Consider the following 18,468-nt stretch of genomic DNA (forward strand, 5'->3'; position numbering starts at 1 on the left):
GTCTCCATATACAACCACGCGGATGTTTCGCCTATGCCGCGGCTTGATCACATTTCGCTGTGCGCGTACGGTGACCCGACCTCGCTGTGTGTCTGCAAGCCGATGTCGGAGCCGCCGATTACGCTGAGAGATCGTGACGTCCGAGTATTCCGCCCATCATCTCCAGGTCCTCGAAGGACTCGAAGCGGTGCGCAAGCGCCCGGGCATGTACATCGGGTCCACCGACTCCCGCGGTCTCATGCACTGCCTGTGGGAGATCATCGACAACTCCGTCGACGAGGCCCTCGGCGGATTCGGCACTCGGATCGACGTCCTGCTGCATCCCGACGGCAGCGTCGAGGTCCGCGACCGGGCCCGTGGCATCCCGGTCGACGTCGAACCCCGCACCGGACTCACGGGCGTCGAGGTCGTCTTCACGAAGCTGCACGCCGGCGGCAAGTTCGGCGGCGGGTCGTACGCGGCCTCCGGCGGTCTGCACGGCGTCGGCGCCTCGGTGGTCAATGCGCTGTCCGAGCGCCTCGACGTCGAGGTCGACCGCGGCGGCAAGACGTACGCGATGTCGTTCCACCGCGGCGAGCCCGGGGTGTTCGCGGGCGACGGTCCCGACTCGGCCTTCACGCCGTACGACTCGAGCAGCGAGCTGCGGGTCGTCGGCAAGGCCCCGCGCGGCGCGACCGGTACCCGCATCCGTTACTGGGCCGACCGGCAGATCTTCACGAAGGATGCCGCGTTCGGCTTCGACGAGCTCGTGCAGCGCGCCCGGCAGACGGCGTTCCTCGTGCCGGGTCTCGAGATCGTCATCACCGACGAGCGGGGCGATGAGCCGGTCGAGACGAGCTACCGCTTCGACGGGGGCATCTCGGAGTTCGCCGACTTCCTCGCCCCCGACTCCGCGATCACCGACACCTGGCGGCTGACCGGTACGGGCACGTTCACCGAGACCGTGCCCGTCCTCCAGCCCGGCGGCTCGATGGTGCCGACCGAGGTGCAGCGCGAGTGCGAGGTCGACATCGCCGTGCGCTGGGGCACCGGCTACGACACGACCACGCGGTCGTTCGTGAACATCATCGCCACGCCCAAGGGCGGCACGCACCAGCAGGGCTTCGAGCAGGGCCTCATGAAGATCCTGCGTACCCAGGTCGAGCAGAACGCGCGCAAGCTCAAGGTCGGCAACGACAAGATCGAGAAGGACGACATCCTCGCGGGTCTCACCGCCGTCCTCACGGTCCGTCTTCCCGAGCCGCAGTTCGAGGGCCAGACGAAGGAGGTCCTCGGAACCCCGGCCGTGCGGCAGATCGTGACGCAGGTCGTCTCGAAGGAGCTGACCGAGCGCTTCGCGTCGACCAAACGCGACGACAAGGCGCAGACGGCGCTGCTGCTCGAGAAGGTCGTCTCCGAGATGAAGGCGCGCATCTCCGCGCGCACCCACAAAGAGACGCAGCGCCGCAAGAACGCGCTCGAGTCGTCCTCGCTGCCGTCGAAGCTCGTCGACTGCCGCTCGAACGACGTGGCCGACTCCGAGCTGTTCATCGTCGAGGGGAACTCGGCGCTCGGCACCGCCCGCGATGCCCGCAACAGCGCGTACCAGGCCCTGCTCCCGATCCGCGGCAAGATCTTGAACACGCAGAAGGCGTCGATCAGCGACATGCTGTCCAACGCCGAGTGCGCCTCGATCATCCAGGTCATCGGCGCGGGCTCCGGCCGCTCGTTCGACCTCGACGCCGCACGCTACGGCAAGATCATCCTGATGAGCGACGCCGACGTCGACGGCGCCCACATCCGCACGCTGCTGTTGACCCTGTTCTTCCGCTACATGCGCCCGCTCGTCGAAGCGGGGCGCGTCTTCGCCGCCGTCCCGCCGCTGCACCGGGTCATCGTGATGAATCCCGGGTCCAAGCCCAACGAGACGATCTACACCTACAGCGAGCAGGAGCTGCACGGCCTGCTCGCGAAGCTCAAGAAGTCGAACAAGCGCTGGCAGGAACCGATCCAGCGGTACAAGGGCCTGGGCGAGATGGATGCCGATCAGCTCGCGACGACCACGATGGACCGCGCCGGCCGCACCCTGCGGCGGGTGCAGGTGCGCGACATCGAAGAGGCGGCCCAGGTGTTCGATCTCCTCATGGGCAGTGACGTCGCTCCCCGTCGCGAGTTCATCGTCGATTCCAGCGATCGGCTGGCGCGCGAGCGCATCGACGTCTGAGACGTCGCGCACCCCCGCTCCGCGCGGCGCCGACCCGCCGCGAGGCCCGTCTCAGCGGATCGAGGTGCCGATCGCGCCGACGACCGCGTCGAGCGGCTGACCCGAGGCGTCGCGCTTCGCGCCCGCCTCGGGCAGCGTCCGCACGGAACCGTCGGTGCCGACGGCGCGCGGGTCGGACCCGACCCACGCCAGCGTCAGGGCGTCCTCGCCGCGGAGCAGGCGCTGCGCGCGCACACCACCCGTCGCGCGGCCCTTCGCCGGGAACTCAGTGAAGGCCGAGACCTTGGCGCTGCCGGCGTCCGTGCCCGCCAGCGCGGCGGAGGATCCGGCGACGGTGACGACGACGGCATCGAACGACGATCCGCCCACGACGGCGAACGCGATCACCCGGGCACCGTCGGACAACCGGATGCCGGCCATGCCGCCGGCCGAGCGTCCCTGCGGTCGCACGGACGAGGCGTCGAATCGCAGCAGTTGCGCGTCGTCGGCGATGAACACCAGCTCGGCGGCATCCGAGGCCGGTGCTGCTCCGACGACCCGATCGCCGTCGCGGAGGACGATGATCTCGATCTCGGGCTTCGTGCCGAGCTCGCTCGCCGCCACGCGCTTCACGATGCCCTGGGCCGTACCGAGAGCGATGGGCGGGCCATCGGCCAACGGCACCAGCGCGACGACCTGTTCGCCCTTGGCCAGGGCGAGGTACTGCTCGACGCGCGTTCCGGCGGCCAGCTGCACGGCGTTGCCGGGCACCGACGGCAGGTCGACGGGGGAGAAGCGGACGAGTCGGCCGGCCGAAGTGACGGCGCCGATGTCGCCTCGGGTCGTGGTGTCGACCGAGGAACGGATCGCGTCGTGCTTCGCGCGCCGCGTGGGCGGCACGACACCGCCGCCAGGAGCGTCGGCCGTGAGCTCGGCACGCACCATCCGGCCCGTGGCGGAGAGGAACACCCGGCACGGGGAGTCGGCGATCTGCAGGTCGGCGGCCGCGGCGGCCTTCGCGGACCGGGGCTGCACCGGACCACCGTTGAGCAGCATCGTGCGGCGCGGGGTTCCGTAGGCCTCGGCGGCGGCCTCGAGTTCGGCGGCCACCTGACCGCGGAGCAGGACATCACTGGCGAGGAGCTCGACGAGCTGGTCGATCTCGGCCTGCAACTGGTCGCGCTCGGCCTCGAGCTCGATGCGCGAGAACCTCGTGAGGCGCCGCAGGCGCAGCTCGAGGATGTACTCGGCCTGCGGGTGCGACAGGTCGAAGACCTCCTGCAGGCGTGTGCGGGCCTGCTCGCCGTCGTCCGAGGAGCGGATGACCTGGATGACCTCGTCGATGTCGAGGATCGCGATGAGCAGTCCCTCGACCAGGTGGAGGCGCTCGCGCTTGCGCGCCAGTCGGTACTCGCTCCGACGCGTGACGACGCGGATGCGGTGGTCGAGGTACACCCGCAGCATGTCGCGCAGCCCCAGCGTCTGAGGCTGGCCGTCGACGAGCGCGACGTTGTTGATGCCGAACGAGTCCTCGAGCGGAGTCAGCCGGTAGAGGTGCTCCAGCACCGCCTGCGGGTCGAAGCCGGTCTTGATGCCGATGACGAGCCGCAGGCCGTTCTGGCGGTCGCTGAGGTCGGTGACGTCGGCGATGCCCGCGAGCTTCTTCGCCTGAACGGCATCCTTGATCTTCTCGATCACCCTCTCGGGGCCGACGAGATACGGAAGCTCGGTGATCACGATGCCGGTGCGGCGGGGGCCGAGCGACTCGATCGCCGCCTTCGCCCGGGTGCGGAAGAGCCCGCGGCCGTGGGTGTAGGCGTCCTTGATGCCGTCCAATCCCACGATGATGCCGCCCGAGGGGAGGTCGGGACCCGGGACGAACTCCATGAGCTCCTCGACCGTGGCATCCGGGTTCTGGAGGAGGTGGACGGCGGCGGCCACGACCTCGATGAGGTTGTGGGGCGCCATGTTCGTCGCCATGCCGACCGCGATGCCGGTCGCACCGTTGACCAGCAGGTTCGGGAACGCCGCGGGCAGGACGTCGGGCTGCTGGAACTGGCCGTCGTAGTTGGGGACGAAGTCGACGACGTCCTCGTCGAGGTTCTCGGTGAGCGCGAGCGCGGGCGGGGCGAGACGCGCCTCGGTGTAGCGCGACGCGGCGGGCCCGTCGTCGAGGGAGCCGAAGTTGCCGTGGCCGTCGACGAGGGGCACCCGCAGCGAGAAATGCTGGGCGAGACGCACGAGCGCGTCGTAGATCGCCGTGTCGCCGTGCGGATGGAGCTTTCCCATCACCTCGCCGACGACGCGCGCGCTCTTGACGTGCCCACGGTCGGGCCGGAGGCCCATCTCGGCCATCTGGTACAGGATGCGCCGCTGGACGGGCTTGAGGCCGTCGCGGGCGTCGGGCAGCGCGCGCGAGTAGATGACCGAGTAGGCGTACTCGAGGAACGACCCCTGCATCTCGACCGAGACATCGACGTCTTCGATGCGCTCGGGGGCGGGGGAAGCGGCAGTGGAACGGGAATCGGGCATAGGTGCGGCCTCGGGTCGGGCGGGCGTCGATCGCGACGGGGGCGGAAAGTCGTGTGGAAGACTGGCCCCGATGTCCCTCAGCCTACCGGCGGCCCCGCCGCGTGCCCGGAGCCTCACCGGAGTGGTGAGCGAGGCGATCGCCGCCCTCGACGGGCGATCGGAATGGTTCGCTCCGGCCCGGAGCGCCGTGGTGTTCGTCGTCGACGGGCTCGGCTCGCACAATCTCGCCGAGCGTCGCGGTCACGCGCGGTTCCTCGGCTCCGCCGGTTCGCGACGCGACATCGCCCGCACGGTGTTCCCCTCCACGACCGCAGCCGCGCTGACGAGCCTGTTGACGGGGTCCGAGCCCGGCGCGCACGGGATCGTCGGCTACCGCACGCGAATCCCCGGTACCGCCGTGGCCGCCAATCAGCTGCACGGCTGGGAGACCGACGGTCTCGACCCGCGCACGTGGCAGCGCAGCCGACCGCTGTTCGAGAGCGAGGCCGAACGCGGTCGCCCCGTGTTCGTCGTCTCGCGTCCCGACTACACCGGCACGGGGTTCACGGCGGCGACGCTCCGGGGCGCCGAGTTCGTCTCGGCCGCCGACGTGCGCGAGCGCGCCGCCATCGCCGCCGACCTCGCTTCGCGGCATCCGGGAGCCCTCGTCTACCTCTACACGCCCGACCTCGACAGCGCCGGTCATCGCGACGGCTGGGAGTCCGATCGCTGGATCGACGCCCTCGAACGCGTCGACGCCGCTGCGCGCGACCTCGCCGGCGCGATCGACCCCGCGACCGGCGTGCTGGTCACCGCGGATCACGGGATGGTCGACGTCCCCGCCCGCAAGCACGTGCTGCTCGGCCACGGCGACGCGCTCGTCGACGGCGTCGAGATCGTCGGCGGCGAGCCCCGCATGCTGCACCTGTACACCGCGCCGGGCGAACAGGATGCCGTGGCCGGGCGATGGCGGGAACGCGAACAGGCGCGGGCCTGGGTGATGACGCGGGAGGAGGCGATCGCCGCCGGGCTGTTCGGTCCGGTGGCTCCGGAGGTGCGCGAGCGCATCGGGGACGTGCTCGTCGCCGCCCGCGGGCGATTCGCGTACTACGACGATCGAGAGAGCGACAAGCGCCCTCAGCGCATGGTCGGCCAACACGGTTCGCTGACCGACGAGGAGCGCACCGTACCGCTCCTGCGGCTCGGCGCATTCGCCTGACGAACGGGCGTCAGCTCTCGTCCGTGCGGGCTCCGAACACGATCTCGTCCCACGACGGCATCGACGGTCGGCCCTTCGCGCGTCGTCCGGAGTCGGTGGATGCCGGGGGAGCGGCGGTGCGTTCGGGTTCGGCCTCGGGCTCCTCGGCGCGGTACTCCGGCTCGAGGGCGTCGAAGAGGGCGACCGGCGCACTGGGCGCGCGCTGCTCGGGCTCGCGTGCCTCGACGACGCCGGGGAGCGGCTCGCGCTGACCGCGACGGCGGCGGAGGGCCTCGAGCAGATCGGCGGTCTCGGAGGACGTGACCGGAGCGTCAGGTGCCCGCTTGATCGCCGCCGCCTGCACCGCGGCCGCGACGGGACCGGTGGCTTCGATGCCCGGTTCGTCCTCGATGTCGAGACGTCGCGGACCGAAGGCGCCGCTGTCGAAGCGCGTGTCGTCCTTGGGGAGCGGGGTGTCCAGGGCCCGCAGCCGCGGGATGAGTCCCTCGGGCAGCGATCCCTGGCGCGAGAGCTGGATGGCATCCGAGTTCTGAGGGGAGAGCGTGCTGCGCCGCGGATCGAAGCCCCAGCGGGCGTCGTGATCGATCCCGTTCGCGGTGAACTCGAGCTTCACCATCCAGCCCGAGGAGTCCTTCCAGCTCGTCCAGCGCTCCGCCGACGCTCCCGCTTCGGCGAGCTTCGCGCGGACGGCCGTCCCGAAGGTGACCGGACCGTCGTGTTCCAGCGCGCCGCCGAGGAGGACGGGGACGGCGAGGGCCTGCGCGACCACGTGCTCGCGCTCGGCGAGGACGGGACCTTCGAAGCGCTCCACGTCCTCGACGCGGGCGCCCAGGAGCGTGGCGACCTCTCGCGCCGACAGCCCGGCTCGGATGTGGGCCTGGATGTCGCGCGGGCTCGGGCGGGGCGCGCGCTCGTCGTCGTGCTCGCGCCCACGGCGCGCGCGGCGCGCTTCTGCGCGCAGCACCTCGTCGAGCGGCAGGGCGAAACGTTCGCCCGCTTCGGTCGCGACGACGAGGACGTCATCCTCGGTTCCGATGACTTTGAGCTGTTCCATGCGAAACACCCCTCCGATCTGCAGTCGAGCCCCATGCTGACACGCCCCCGGGGCCGGAGCCGGGAATAACGCGGGCGCGCCGCGAGTTTGACGCGTCGCAGGGCCCGCATGTCCCGAGAACCGCATTTGCTAATCGTGTTCGGGTCATGCAAACTATGGCCGCCCGTTCGGGCGATGCACCACGAAAAACCGGAAGTAGAGACCTTCACGCATGGCCACCGATTACGACGCACCGCGCAAGACCGAGGACGACAGCGAGTCGATCGAGGCCCTCAAGGAGCGCGTGCCCGACAAGACGTCGGGGTCGATCGACAACGAGGATGCCGACAACCCCTCGGGCTTCGAGCTGCCCGGGGCCGACCTGTCGGACATCGACCTCGATGTCGTCGTGCTTCCCCCTCAGGAGGACGAGTTCACGTGTATGAACTGCTTCCTGGTGAAGCACCGTTCCCAGATCGCCGAGGAGAGCGGCTCCGGCTTCATCTGCCTGGAGTGCGCAGCCTGACCTGAGCGCGCTGGATCGCCGCCACGAGGCGGTCCGGCGTCCGGGTGGACACCACCCACAGGGGAGTCGGATCATCGGGATCGGTCACGGGTACCGTGACGATCCCGTCGATCCCTCCCCGGATGAGATGCCAGGCCCGCCGGTCGAGACCACTCCCGCGGGCCGTTCGAGCCTCGTCCGCCACGACACCGGCCGGTACCCCCAGGTATTCCACCGGGATGTGCGCGCGGCCGGCCCGCAGTTCGCCGTCCCGCACCTCGACCACAGGGGAGAGCGCGACGAGCGCGGACACGATCCCGACCGACACGAGCAGGCCCACGACGAGGGCGACCGTGGTGTCGATTGGGGAGAAGACCAGGGCCGCCATGGGGCCGCAGACCGCCGCGGCGACGAGCGCCCACAGGGACGGACTCAGGCGTTCGCGGTACTCGATTCCGGTGCGGATGCCGCACCCCCTCTTCTGCATTACCCTCGTGGGGTGACCGAAACGGTGGACGTCCTCATTGTCGCATCCGAGCCTCCGGTCTTCGCCCACCCCGGCGACGCCGGAGCCGACCTCGTCGCCGCCGAGGCCGTCCGGCTCGAGCCCGGTCGCCGCGCCCTCGTCTCCACGGGCGTGCGCATCGCCCTGCCGGACGGATACGCCGCCTTCGTCGTTCCCCGCAGCGGCCTCGCCGCCAAGCACGGCATCACGATCGTGAACTCCCCGGGCACCGTCGACGCGGGCTACCGCGGCGAGATCAAGGTGGCGCTGCTCAACACCGACCTCGACGAGGCCTACGAGATCGCGGTCGGCGACCGCATCGCACAGCTCATCGTCATGCCCGTCCCACCCGTGCGCTTCATCCCCGTCGACGACCTCCCCGCCAGCGTGCGCGGAGAAGGCGGCTTCGGATCCAGCGGCTACCAGACCCCTTCAGGGAGCACCCGATGACCGACGACTCCGACCAGCAGATCGAAGCCGCACCGCCCGCCAAGAGCGGACCGGTGGACCGCGAGACCGTCGGTCCCTTCGACGAGTCCGAGGCCAATGCGGTGCGCCCGTACATCGATCTCGGCGGCATCAAGATCCTGCCGCGCGAGGGCCTGAACCTCCGACTCGAGGTCGAGGAGCAGACCAAGCGCATCGTCGCCGTCGGGCTCGACTACGCCGAGTCGACGCTGCAGGTGCAGCCGTTCGCGGCGCCTCGTTCGAGCGGCCTGTGGGAGGAGACGCGCGAGCAGATCCGCCAGCAGGTCAAGCAGCAGGGCGGCCGCGTCGAGGAGCGCGAGGGCCCCCTCGGCCCCGAGCTGCTCGCCGAGGTTCCCGTGGTGGCCGGACCCGACGGTTCCACGAAGCGTCTGGCGCGCTTCGTCGGCGTCGACGGACCGCGCTGGTTCCTGCGTGGTGTCATCGGCGGAGCGGCGACGTCGGACGTCGAGGCGGCCGGCGCCGTCGAAGACCTTTTCCGGTCCATCGTCGTCGTGCGCGGGACCTCGCCCATGCCCCCGCGCGATCTGATCCCGCTCCGGATGCCGACCACCCCCGGCACGGCATGACCGAGTCCGCGCGCTCCGACGACGGCGACCGCGTGCCCCTCGAACCGCCCTCGGCGGCCGACAGCGTCTCCGCGGCGCTCGGCAGCGCGGCGCGCCGCGCGGGGCTCGATCCTTCGAAGCATTCCTCGACCGGTGCGGCCGTCTGGGCGGCGATGGGCGGGTGGCGCGGCATCCTGGAGTCCGTCCTGCCGTCGCTGGCGTTCGTGGTGCTGTTCACCGTCACGATCGATCCCGAGACGCGCCAGGGGAACCTTCCCCTGAGCCTCGGGGTGTCCGTGGGGCTGGCGCTCGTCTTCACCATCGCCCGCCTGTTGGCGAAGTCGCCTCCGAGCGCGGCGATCGGGGGATTGGTCGCGACGGCCGCCGCGGCGCTGCTGACGCTGTTCACCGGCCGCGGGCAGGACAACTTCGTCTTCGGCTTCTTCACCAACGGCGCGTACGGCGCCGCGTTCCTCGTCTCGGTGCTCGTGGGCTGGCCGTTGATCGGTCTCATCGCCGGGTACCTGCTGGGCGAGGGCACGTCGTGGCGCGCCGACAAGCGTCGCCGCCGCGTGTTCACCTGGCTGTCCCTCGGGTGGGCGGCGCTGTTCTTCGCTCGCCTGGCGGTGCAGCTCCCGCTGTACTTCGCGGGCGACGTCACCGCTCTCGGGACGCTGAAGATCATCATGGGTCTGCCGCTGTTCGCTCCCATGGTGGCCGTGACGTGGCTCGCCGTGCGCGCTCTCTCCCCCCGGCGCGAGTCCTGATACATTTATCTTGATATCAAGATAAATCTCCCTCCCTCGCGGTTAGGTCGGCCTTCCTGGCATCCTCTGCACCGCGCAGGGAAGATGGGAGAGGGCGGGCCGACGCCTGCGCATACGCCGACGAAGGAGACGATCGTGTCCACGGTTGACAGCTTCGGTGCCAAGAGCACCCTGACGGTCGGCAGCACCGACTACGAGATCTTCCGCATCGACACCGTCGCCGGGTTCGAGAAGCTCCCGTTCAGCCTGAAGGTGCTGCTGGAGAACCTGCTCCGCACCGAGGACGGGGCGAACGTCACCGCCGAGCAGATCCGCGCCCTCGGGTCCTGGAACCCGGATGCCGAGCCCGACACCGAGATCCAGTTCACGCCCGCGCGCGTCGTGATGCAGGACTTCACCGGCGTCCCCTGCATCGTCGACCTCGCGACGATGCGCGAGGCCGTCACGGCCCTCGGCGGCGACCCCAACCGCATCAACCCCCTCTCGCCGGCCGAGATGGTCATCGACCACTCGGTCATCGCCGACCTCTTCGGCAGCGAGAACGCCCTCGAGCGCAACGTCGAGATCGAGTACGAGCGCAACGGTGAGCGCTACCAGTTCCTCCGCTGGGGCCAGACCGCCTTCGACGACTTCAAGGTCGTCCCCCCGGGCACCGGCATCGTCCACCAGGTGAACATCGAGCACCTGGCCAAGGTCGTCTACGACCGCTCCGTCGACGGCGTCCTCCGCGCCTACCCCGACACCTGCGTCGGCACCGACTCGCACACCACGATGGTCAACGGCCTGGGCGTCCTCGGTTGGGGCGTCGGCGGCATCGAGGCCGAGGCCGCGATGCTCGGTCAGCCCGTGTCGATGCTCATCCCGCGCGTGGTGGGCTTCAAGCTCAGCGGCGAGATCCCCGCCGGCGTCACCGCGACCGACGTCGTCCTCACGATCACCGACATGCTGCGCAAGCACGGCGTCGTGGGCAAGTTCGTGGAGTTCTACGGCGAGGGCGTGGCATCCGTGCCGCTCGCCAACCGCGCCACCATCGGCAACATGAGCCCCGAGTTCGGCTCGACCGCGGCGATGTTCCCCATCGACGACGTCACGCTCGACTACCTGCGCCTCACCGGTCGCGACGAGCAGACCGTCGCGCTCGTCGAGTCCTACGCCAAGGAGCAGAAGCTCTGGCACGACCCGGCGCGCGAGCTCGTCTTCAGCGAGTACATGGAGCTCGACCTCTCCACCGTCGTCCCCTCGATCGCCGGCCCGAAGCGTCCCCAGGACCGCATCCTGCTGTCCGAGGCGAAGTCGCAGTTCGAGAAGGACATCCTCAACTACGCCGCCGCGTCCACCTCGGACTCGATCGTCGACCTCGAGAGCGACCAGTCGTTCCCGGCCTCCGACCCGGGCCCCGTGCCGGGCGACGAGCACACCCACACCGGTGAGGTGCTCATCTCCTCCGGGCACCCCGCCAACGCGTCGAAGCCCGTGAAGGTCACCACGCCCGAGGGGCAGTCCTACCTGCTCGACAACGGCGCGGTCACGCTCGCCGCCATCACGTCCTGCACGAACACCTCGAACCCCTCGGTCATGATCGCGGCGGGCCTTCTCGCCAAGAACGCCGTGGACAAGGGTCTGAAGCGCAAGCCGTGGGTCAAGACGACGCTCGGCCCCGGCTCGAAGGTCGTCACCGACTACTACGAGAAGTCGGGTCTCGACAAGGCGCTCGAGGGCCTGGACTTCTACACCGTCGGCTACGGCTGCACGATCTGCATCGGAAACTCCGGCCCCCTCATCGAGGAGGTCTCCGAGGCGATCAACGAGAACGACCTCGCCGTCACGGCCGTCCTCTCCGGCAACCGCAACTTCGAGGGTCGCATCAGCCCCGACGTGAAGATGAACTACCTGGCATCCCCGCCGCTGGTGGTCGCCTACGCCCTGGCCGGCTCGATGAACTTCGACTTCGAGACCGACCCCCTCGGCAAGGACCAGAACGGCGAGGACGTCTTCCTCAAGGACATCTGGCCGGCGCCCGACCAGGTGCAGACGATCATCGACGCGTCGATCTCGCGCGAGCAGTTCATCCAGCAGTACGCCACCGTCTTCGAGGGCGACGAGCGCTGGAAGAACCTGCCCACCCCGACCGGTCCGATCTTCGAATGGGATGCCGACTCGACCTACGTCCGGAAGGCGCCCTACTTCGACGGCATGTCGATGGAGCCGTCGCCGGTCACCGACATCAGCGGCGCGCGCGTCATGGCGGCCCTCGGCGACTCGGTCACGACCGACCACATCAGCCCGGCCGGCAACATCAAGGCGGGCACGCCCGCCGCGCAATACCTGACCGAGCACGGCGTCGCGCAGAAGGACTTCAACTCCTACGGCTCGCGCCGCGGCAACCACGAGGTCATGATCCGCGGCACGTTCGCGAACATCCGCCTGAAGAACGAGCTCACCGCGGCCGTCAACGACGGCAAGGTCGTCGAGGGCGGATACACCCGTGACTTCACACAGCCCGGCGGTCCGCAGTCGTTCATCTTCGACGCGAGCCAGAATTACCAGGCGCAGGGCACCCCGCTGGTGATCTTCGGCGGCAAGGAGTACGGCTCCGGCTCGTCGCGCGACTGGGCGGCCAAGGGCACGAACCTGCTCGGTGTGAAGGCCGTCATCACCGAGAGCTTCGAGCGCATCCACCGCTCGAACCTCATCGGCATGGGCGTCGTCCCGCTGCAGTTCCCCGCGGGCGAGAGCTGGAAGTCGCTGGGCCTCGACGGCACCGAGATCGTCTCGATCGAGGGCCTCGAGCAGCTCAACGAGGGCGTCACGCCCAAGACGGTCAAGGTCACCGCCGAGCCGAGCGAGTTCTCGCCCGAGGGCAAGCAGACCGTGACGTTCGACGCCGTGGTCCGCATCGACACCCCCGGTGAGGCCGACTACTACCGCAACGGCGGCATCCTGCAGTACGTGCTGCGTTCGCTGGTCTGATCCCCGCCTCGACAGCGCCCCGGGAGCTCCTGCCCCCGGGGCGCTGTCGTGTTCCCGCCGCGTGAGTCGCCACGATGTGTCGCCACCGCCGTCGGCAAGGCGACAGATCCTGGCGACTCGCGCTCAGGTCGGGGCGGCCCGCGCAAGCCGTTGCCGAGCCTCTCGCACCCCCCGAGAATAGAATCGACAGACGCGCAGGTTTCTGTGCGCACCGCACGAGAGGAGTCACATGGCTCTCCTACCCGGCATCCACGGCCCCCGTGACCTCGACGGTCTGACCCCCGATCAGCTGCGGCAGCTCGCCGCCGAGATCCGTTCGTTCCTTGTCGAGAACGTCGCCCGCACCGGCGGTCACCTCGGCCCCAACCTGGGTGTCGTCGAGCTGACGATCGCCCTCCACCGCGTCTTCGACTCCCCGGCCGACCCGATCATCTTCGACACCGGGCACCAGTCGTACGTGCACAAGATCCTCACCGGCCGCCAGGACTTCGCCCAGCTGCGTTCGCGCGGCGGCCTGGCCGGCTACCCGCAGCGTTCCGAGAGCGAGCACGACATCGTCGAGTCCTCGCACGCGTCGAGCTCGCTGAGCTGGGCGGACGGCGTGTCGCGCGCGTTCTCCCGCACGGGGCGCAAGGACCGCCACGTCATCGCCGTCGTGGGCGACGGCGCGCTCACGGGCGGCATGACGTGGGAGGCGCTGAACAACATCAGCGACGACAACGACCGCAACCTCGTCATCGTCGTCAACGACAACGGCCGCTCGTACGCGCCGACGATCGGCGGCATGGCCCGCTATCTCAACCGGGTGCGCACGAACGAGGCGTACCGCACTCTGCACCGCGGGTCCGACACGCTGTTCCGCCGTCTCGGACCCGCGGCGCGCGCGGTCTACCGCGGCGTGCGCGGCGGCACGCACGGCTTCCTCTCGCGCTTCACGAACAACGAGGCGCTGTACAGCAACCTCGACATCAAGTACCTCGGCCCCATCGACGGGCACGACTTCGAGTCGCTCATCGAGACGCTCGAGCTGGCGAAGTCGTACGGCGCCCCGGTCATCGTGCACGCGATCACCGACAAGGGCAGCGGCTACGCGCCCGCGCTCAGTGACGAGGCGGATCAGTTCCACGCGGTCGGCAAGATCGACCCGATCACCGGCGAGGCGCTCGGCTCGGGCGGGGGCCCGCAGTGGACCGACGTGTTCGCCGAGGAGCTCACCGCCGTCGGCGCCGAGCGCGACGACGTGATCGCGATGACCGCGGCGATGCTGCGCCCCACGGGTCTGCAGTCCTTCGCGCAGCGCTTCCCCGAGCGCGTGTACGACGTCGGCATCGCCGAGCAGCACGCCGTCGCCTCCGCCGCCGGCCTCGCCTTCGGAGGCCTGCACCCCGTCGTGGCGATCTACGCGACCTTCATGAACCGCGCGTTCGACCAGGTGATGATGGATGTCGCCCTGCACAAGGCCGGCGTCACCTTCGTCCTTGACCGTGCCGGCGTCACCGGCCCCGACGGCCCGAGCCACCACGGCATCTGGGACCTCGCCATGCTGCAGCTCGTCCCCGGCATCCGGATCGCCGCTCCGCGCGACGCGACCCGCCTGCGCGAGGAGTTCCGCGAGGCGGTCGCCGTCGGCGACGCGCCGACCGTGGTGCGCTACCCGAAGGGTGGTGTGCCCGCCGACCTCGACGCGATCGAGCGCCTGCCCGACGGCGTCGACGTCCTCGCGCGAGGCACGTCCGACGACGTGCTGCTCGTCGGCATCGGCCCGATGGTCCACCTCGCGATGGAGGTCGCCGAGCGGCTGCGGGCGCAGGGCATCGGCGCCACCGTCGTCGACCCGCGCTGGGCGATCCCCGTGCAGCCCTCGATCGTCGACCTGGCGCGCGAGCACCGGCTCGTGATCACGATCGAGGACGGCATCCGGGTCGGCGGCGTCGGCACCCGCGTGCGCCAGGTGCTGCGCGAGGCCGGTGTCGACACGGCGGTCGACGAGCTCGGCATCCCGGACGAATTCATCGACCACGCCACGCGCGAGCAGATCCTCGAGGATGCCGGGCTCACCGCATCCAAGATCGCCCACGACGTGGTCGCCCAGGTGCTCGGCACGCGGATCCCCATGGCGCGGCAGACGCCCACCGGCGCGATCCCGACGCTGGAGGAGTGGGAGAAGTCCCGCCCGTGACGCGCTGACCCCGCGTCGTCCTCGGGTTCCGCGCCCATTTCACGTGAAGTGGGCGAACGTACGCGCTGCGACGCGTAAGGACGTGTCGTGTCGGCCAGATCACGTGAACTGGCGCTGGGGCACCCGACCGACCCCGGCGATCCGCGCGGCCGAATAAGACCACGAACGACGGCGGCGCCGCCCCTCGGGGGCGGCGCCGCTGTCGTGTTCGGGCTTTCAGCCGCCGATACCGCGGATCGGCGGGTGGTGGAACGTGTCGCCGAACGCGCGCTCCGACGCCCCCTCGCGGTCGAGGTAGGGCGAGGCTCCGCCGTCGATGAACGGCCAGCCCGCGCCGAGGATGAGGCACAGGTCGATGTCCTGCACCTCGGGGACCACACCCTCGTCGAGCATGATCTTGATCTCCTGCGCGAGGCCGTCCTGAACCCGGGCGAGGATGGTCTCGGGCGCCACCGGGGTCTTTCCGGTGACGAGCACCTTCTGCGCCGCCTTCGTCCAGCCGGTCACGCGTCCGCCCTTGTCCTTCTCGACGACCTCGGGGAGAGCCGCGAGTTCGTGGAAGTTCTCGGAGGCGAAGAAGCGCTCGGGGAACGCGTGCGCCATCGTGTCCTGCACGTGCGCGGCGACCTTCCAACCGACGAGGTCGATGAGCTGGAACGGACCCATCGGCAGCCCGAGGGGCGCGAACGCCTTCTCCACGACCGTGATCGGCGTGCCCTCGTACACGGCACGCGCGGCCTCGCCCATGACCTTGGCCAGCAGACGGTTCACGACGAACCCGGGGGCGTCGGCGGTCAGGACGGCGTTCTTGCCGAGCCCCTTGGCCACGACGAACGCCGTCGACAGCGCGGCGTCGGAAGTGGCATCCGTTTTCACGACCTCGATGAGCGGCATGACCGCGACCGGGTTGAAGAAGTGGAAGCCGACGAGCCGCTCGGGGTGCTCCAGCGCCGAACCGATCTCGGCGACCGACAGCGACGAGGTGTTGGTGGCGAGGATCGTGTCGTCCGCGACGATCTTCTCGATCGCGGAGAACACCTCCTGCTTGACCCCGACCTCTTCGAAGACCGCCTCGATGACGAAGTCGCAGTCGGCGAACTCCGAGCGGTCGGTCGTGCCGTGCACGAGCGCGCGCAGCTGGTTGGCGGTGTCGGCGTCGAGCCGGCCCTTCGCCTCGAGCTTGCCGATCTCCTCCCGGATGGATGCCACGCCCTTGTCGACGCGTCCCTGATCGAGGTCGGTGATGACGACGGGCACCCGCAGCTTCCGCACGAACAGCAGGGCGAACTGCGAGGCCATGAGGCCCGCACCGATCACGCCGACCTTCGTCACCTTCTTCGCGAGCGCCTTGTCGGGAGCCCCGACCGGCCGCTTCGCGCGCTTCTGCACGAGGTCGAAGGCGTACATGGATGCCGCGAACTGGTCGCCCGTGATGAGGTCGGCGAGAGCCTCGTCCTCGCGCGCGAAGCCCTCGGCCTTCGTGCCGCTCCGGGCCTTGTCGAGCAGGTCGAGAGCGACGTAGGGGGAGCGCGGAACCGTCCCGATCTTGGACTCGAGCATGCCGCGGGCGACCTTGATCGCGATGGGCCACTTGGTCAGGCGCTCGATCTTGCCGGGCTCGTTCTTGCGCTCGACCCTGATGCGACCGGTGAGGACGCCGTCGGCCCAGCGCAGCGAGTCCTCGAGGTAGGAGGCCGCCGGGAAGATTGCATCCATGATCCCGAGGTCGAACGCCTGCTGGGGCTTGAGCATCCGGTTCTGCTTGAGCGGGTTGGACACCACGACCTCGAGCGCGTTCTCGATGCCGATGAGGTTCGGCAGCAGGTAGGCGCCACCCCAGCCGGGGATGATGCCGAGGAACACCTCGGGCAGGGCGATCGCCGCAGCCGACGCGTCGACCGTGCGGTACGTGGAGTTCAGCGCGATCTCGAGGCCGCCACCGAGGGCGAGGCCGTTCACGAACGCGAACGACGGCACGCCGAGCTCGGACAGCGATCCGAGCACCTGGTGCCCCCGCTGGGCGATGAGCCGCGCGACGTCCTTCGACGGCAGCTTGGCCACGTCGGAGAGGTCGGCACCGGCGGCGAGGATGTACTGCTTCCCGGTGATCGCGACCGCGTGGATCTCGCCGGCCGCGGCGCGCTCCTTCAGCGTCTCCAGCGTGCGCCCGAGTTCCGCCAGCGTCGCCGGACCCAGCGTGTTGGGCCGGGTGTGGTCGCGTCCGTTGTCGAGCGTCACGAGCGCGACGACGTTGCCCGAGGGCAGGCGCACGTCGCGGACGGGGGAGTGGGTCACGACCTCGTCGCCCGTGAGGGCGTCGAGGGGCGAGAAGTCGATCGAGTCGTAGTCGGTCACTTGCGCTTCTTCTTTCCGTCGAAGAACGGGTTCTCCCAGATCACCGAGCCGCCCTGGCCGAGGCCGACGCACATGGCCGTGAGGCCGTACCGCACGTCGGGGCGCTCGGCGAAGTGCGCGGCGAGCTGGATCATGAGACGCACTCCGGATGCCGCGAGCGGGTGGCCGAGCGCGATCGCGCCGCCCCACGGGTTCACCCGGGGGTCGTCGTCGGCGATGCCGAAGTGGTCGAGGAGCGAGATGACCTGGATCGCGAACGCCTCGTTGAGCTCGAACAGGCCGATGTCGTCGATCGTGAGTCCGGCCTTCTTCAGCGCCTTCTCGGTCGAGGGGATCGGACCGATGCCCATGATCTCGGGCTGCACACCGGCGAACGCGAACGAGACCATCCGCATCTTCGGCGTGAGACCGAGCTCCTTCACGGCGTCCGAGCCCGCGAGCAGGCTGATCGTCGCACCGTCGGTGAGGGGCGACGAGGTCCCGGCGGTCACGCGACCGTGCGGGCGGAACGGCGTCTTGAGGGATGCCAGACCCTCGAGGGTGGTCTCGGGGCGACGCCCCTCGTCCTCCGTGGCGAGGCCCCACGCGCCGTCGGCGTCCTTCACCGCGACCGAGACGAGGTCGGGCTGGAACTTCCCGGCCTCGTACGCGGCCTGCGCCTTGTGCTGGCTGGCCATGCCGAACCGGTCCGCGCGCTCCTTCGTCAGGTGCGGGAACCGGTCGTGGATGCGCTCGGCCGTGACGCCCATGTTGAGGGCGCCCGGGTCGACGAGCTTCTCGGCGACGAAGCGCGGGTTGGGGTCGGCGTTGGCGCCGATGGGGTGCCGGCCCATGTGCTCGACGCCGCCCGCGAGGGCGAGGTCGTACATGCCGACACCGATCGACGCGCCCATCGTGGTGACGCTCGTCATGGCGCCGGCGCACATGCGCTCGATCGCCAGACCCGGCACGGTCATCGGCAGACCCGCGAGGATCGCCGCCGTCCGCCCGAGCGTGAGGCCCTGGTCACCGGTCTGCGACGTCGCGGCGATCGCCACGTCGTCGATCCGGTCCTTCGGCACGTCGCCGTTGCGTTCCATCAACCCGATGATCGCCTTGACGACGAGGTCGTCCGCGCGGGTGTTCCAGTACATGCCCTTCTCGCCGGCGCGCCCGAAGGGGGTACGCATACCGTCGACGAAGAAGACGTCCGACATCTCGGCCACTCT

General features: G+C 69.9%; 13 protein-coding genes. 8 read left to right on the top strand and 5 right to left on the bottom strand.

Features of this window, described 5'->3' with window-relative positions; translation table 11 throughout:
• Positions 1–130: 130 nt before the first annotated feature.
• Positions 131–2,203, top strand: a complete 2,073-nt coding sequence (locus tag QM517_RS04485; protein ID WP_292891577.1) for a DNA gyrase/topoisomerase IV subunit B — start codon at positions 131–133, stop codon at positions 2,201–2,203.
• Positions 2,204–2,254: 51 nt separating this feature from the next.
• Here QM517_RS04485 and QM517_RS04490 read toward each other — a convergent pair whose 3' ends face one another.
• Positions 2,255–4,714: a DNA gyrase/topoisomerase IV subunit A gene (locus tag QM517_RS04490; RefSeq protein WP_283285488.1), complete on the bottom strand. Its 2,460-nt coding sequence runs from the start codon at positions 4,712–4,714 to the stop codon at positions 2,255–2,257.
• 70 nt (positions 4,715–4,784) lie between these two features.
• On the opposite strand from QM517_RS04490, the gene QM517_RS04495 reads away from it, so the two are divergent.
• Positions 4,785–5,912, top strand: coding sequence for an alkaline phosphatase family protein (locus QM517_RS04495; protein WP_283285489.1), 1,128 nt, complete (start codon positions 4,785–4,787; stop codon positions 5,910–5,912).
• 10 nt (positions 5,913–5,922) lie between these two features.
• Here the strand turns inward: QM517_RS04495 and sepH are convergent, their stop codons facing one another.
• Positions 5,923–6,966 (bottom strand): septation protein SepH, encoded by a 1,044-nt coding sequence (gene sepH / locus QM517_RS04500; protein WP_077051460.1) that lies wholly within the window; start codon positions 6,964–6,966, stop codon positions 5,923–5,925.
• A 211-nt stretch (positions 6,967–7,177) separates the two neighbouring features.
• Here sepH and QM517_RS04505 point away from each other — a divergent pair, with 211 nt between their 5' ends.
• The gene (locus QM517_RS04505; protein WP_076490444.1) at positions 7,178–7,471 is read left to right on the top strand and encodes a DUF4193 domain-containing protein; all 294 of its coding nucleotides are present in this window, start codon (positions 7,178–7,180) and stop codon (positions 7,469–7,471) included.
• Here the strand turns inward: QM517_RS04505 and QM517_RS04510 are convergent.
• A complete protein-coding gene (locus QM517_RS04510) occupies positions 7,446–7,937 on the bottom strand; it encodes a DUF3093 domain-containing protein (protein ID WP_283285491.1) in 492 nt (163 codons plus the stop codon). The two genes, QM517_RS04505 and QM517_RS04510, sit on opposite strands and share 26 nt — an antisense overlap.
• Positions 7,938–7,949: 12 nt before the next feature.
• Between QM517_RS04510 and dut the strand changes: the two genes are divergently transcribed.
• The 5 genes from dut (at position 7,950) to dxs (ending at position 14,905) form a co-directional block, all read left to right on the top strand.
• Positions 7,950–8,405 carry a dUTP diphosphatase gene (gene dut, locus QM517_RS04515; protein ID WP_278101646.1) on the top strand — a complete coding sequence of 152 codons (456 nt, stop codon included), beginning with the start codon at positions 7,950–7,952 and terminating at the stop codon, positions 8,403–8,405.
• Positions 8,402–9,010: a DUF3710 domain-containing protein gene (locus tag QM517_RS04520; RefSeq protein WP_283285495.1), complete on the top strand. Its 609-nt coding sequence runs from the start codon at positions 8,402–8,404 to the stop codon at positions 9,008–9,010. The genes dut and QM517_RS04520 overlap by 4 nt, the downstream gene beginning before the upstream one ends.
• On the top strand, positions 9,007–9,756 hold the full coding sequence (locus QM517_RS04525) for a DUF3159 domain-containing protein (protein ID WP_283285497.1): 750 nt from the start codon (positions 9,007–9,009) through the stop codon (positions 9,754–9,756). Before QM517_RS04520 ends, QM517_RS04525 begins: the two co-directional genes overlap by 4 nt.
• Positions 9,757–9,891: 135 nt before the next feature.
• Complete coding sequence (locus QM517_RS04530) at positions 9,892–12,726, top strand: aconitate hydratase (protein WP_077051454.1); 2,835 nt, start codon at positions 9,892–9,894, stop codon at positions 12,724–12,726.
• Between the two features lie 229 nt (positions 12,727–12,955).
• Complete coding sequence (dxs, locus tag QM517_RS04535) at positions 12,956–14,905, top strand: 1-deoxy-D-xylulose-5-phosphate synthase (RefSeq protein ID WP_283285499.1); 1,950 nt, start codon at positions 12,956–12,958, stop codon at positions 14,903–14,905.
• A gap of 216 nt (positions 14,906–15,121) precedes the next feature.
• On the opposite strand, the gene QM517_RS04540 is transcribed toward dxs, so the two are convergent.
• On the bottom strand, positions 15,122–17,260 hold the full coding sequence (locus tag QM517_RS04540; protein ID WP_283285500.1) for a 3-hydroxyacyl-CoA dehydrogenase NAD-binding domain-containing protein: 2,139 nt from the start codon (positions 17,258–17,260) through the stop codon (positions 15,122–15,124).
• Positions 17,257–18,465 carry a thiolase family protein gene (locus tag QM517_RS04545; protein ID WP_077051451.1) on the bottom strand — a complete coding sequence of 403 codons (1,209 nt, stop codon included), beginning with the start codon at positions 18,463–18,465 and terminating at the stop codon, positions 17,257–17,259. Before QM517_RS04545 ends, QM517_RS04540 begins: the two co-directional genes overlap by 4 nt.
• Positions 18,466–18,468: the final 3 nt, after the last annotated feature.

Origin of the sequence: Microbacterium sp. IEGM 1404, assembly GCF_030056775.1 — a bacterium.
GTDB lineage: Bacteria > Actinomycetota > Actinomycetes > Actinomycetales > Microbacteriaceae > Microbacterium.

Coding starts and splice junctions, on each gene's coding strand:
- QM517_RS04510 (WP_283285491.1), bottom strand. CDS start 7,937: ATGCAGAAGAGGGGGTGCGGCATCCGCACCGGAATCGAGTACCGCGAA.
- sepH (WP_077051460.1), bottom strand. CDS start 6,966: ATGGAACAGCTCAAAGTCATCGGAACCGAGGATGACGTCCTCGTCGTC.
- QM517_RS04490 (WP_283285488.1), bottom strand. CDS start 4,714: ATGCCCGATTCCCGTTCCACTGCCGCTTCCCCCGCCCCCGAGCGCATC.
- dxs (WP_283285499.1), top strand. CDS start 12,956: ATGGCTCTCCTACCCGGCATCCACGGCCCCCGTGACCTCGACGGTCTG.
- QM517_RS04505 (WP_076490444.1), top strand. CDS start 7,178: ATGGCCACCGATTACGACGCACCGCGCAAGACCGAGGACGACAGCGAG.
- QM517_RS04525 (WP_283285497.1), top strand. CDS start 9,007: ATGACCGAGTCCGCGCGCTCCGACGACGGCGACCGCGTGCCCCTCGAA.
- QM517_RS04495 (WP_283285489.1), top strand. CDS start 4,785: ATGTCCCTCAGCCTACCGGCGGCCCCGCCGCGTGCCCGGAGCCTCACC.
- QM517_RS04520 (WP_283285495.1), top strand. CDS start 8,402: ATGACCGACGACTCCGACCAGCAGATCGAAGCCGCACCGCCCGCCAAG.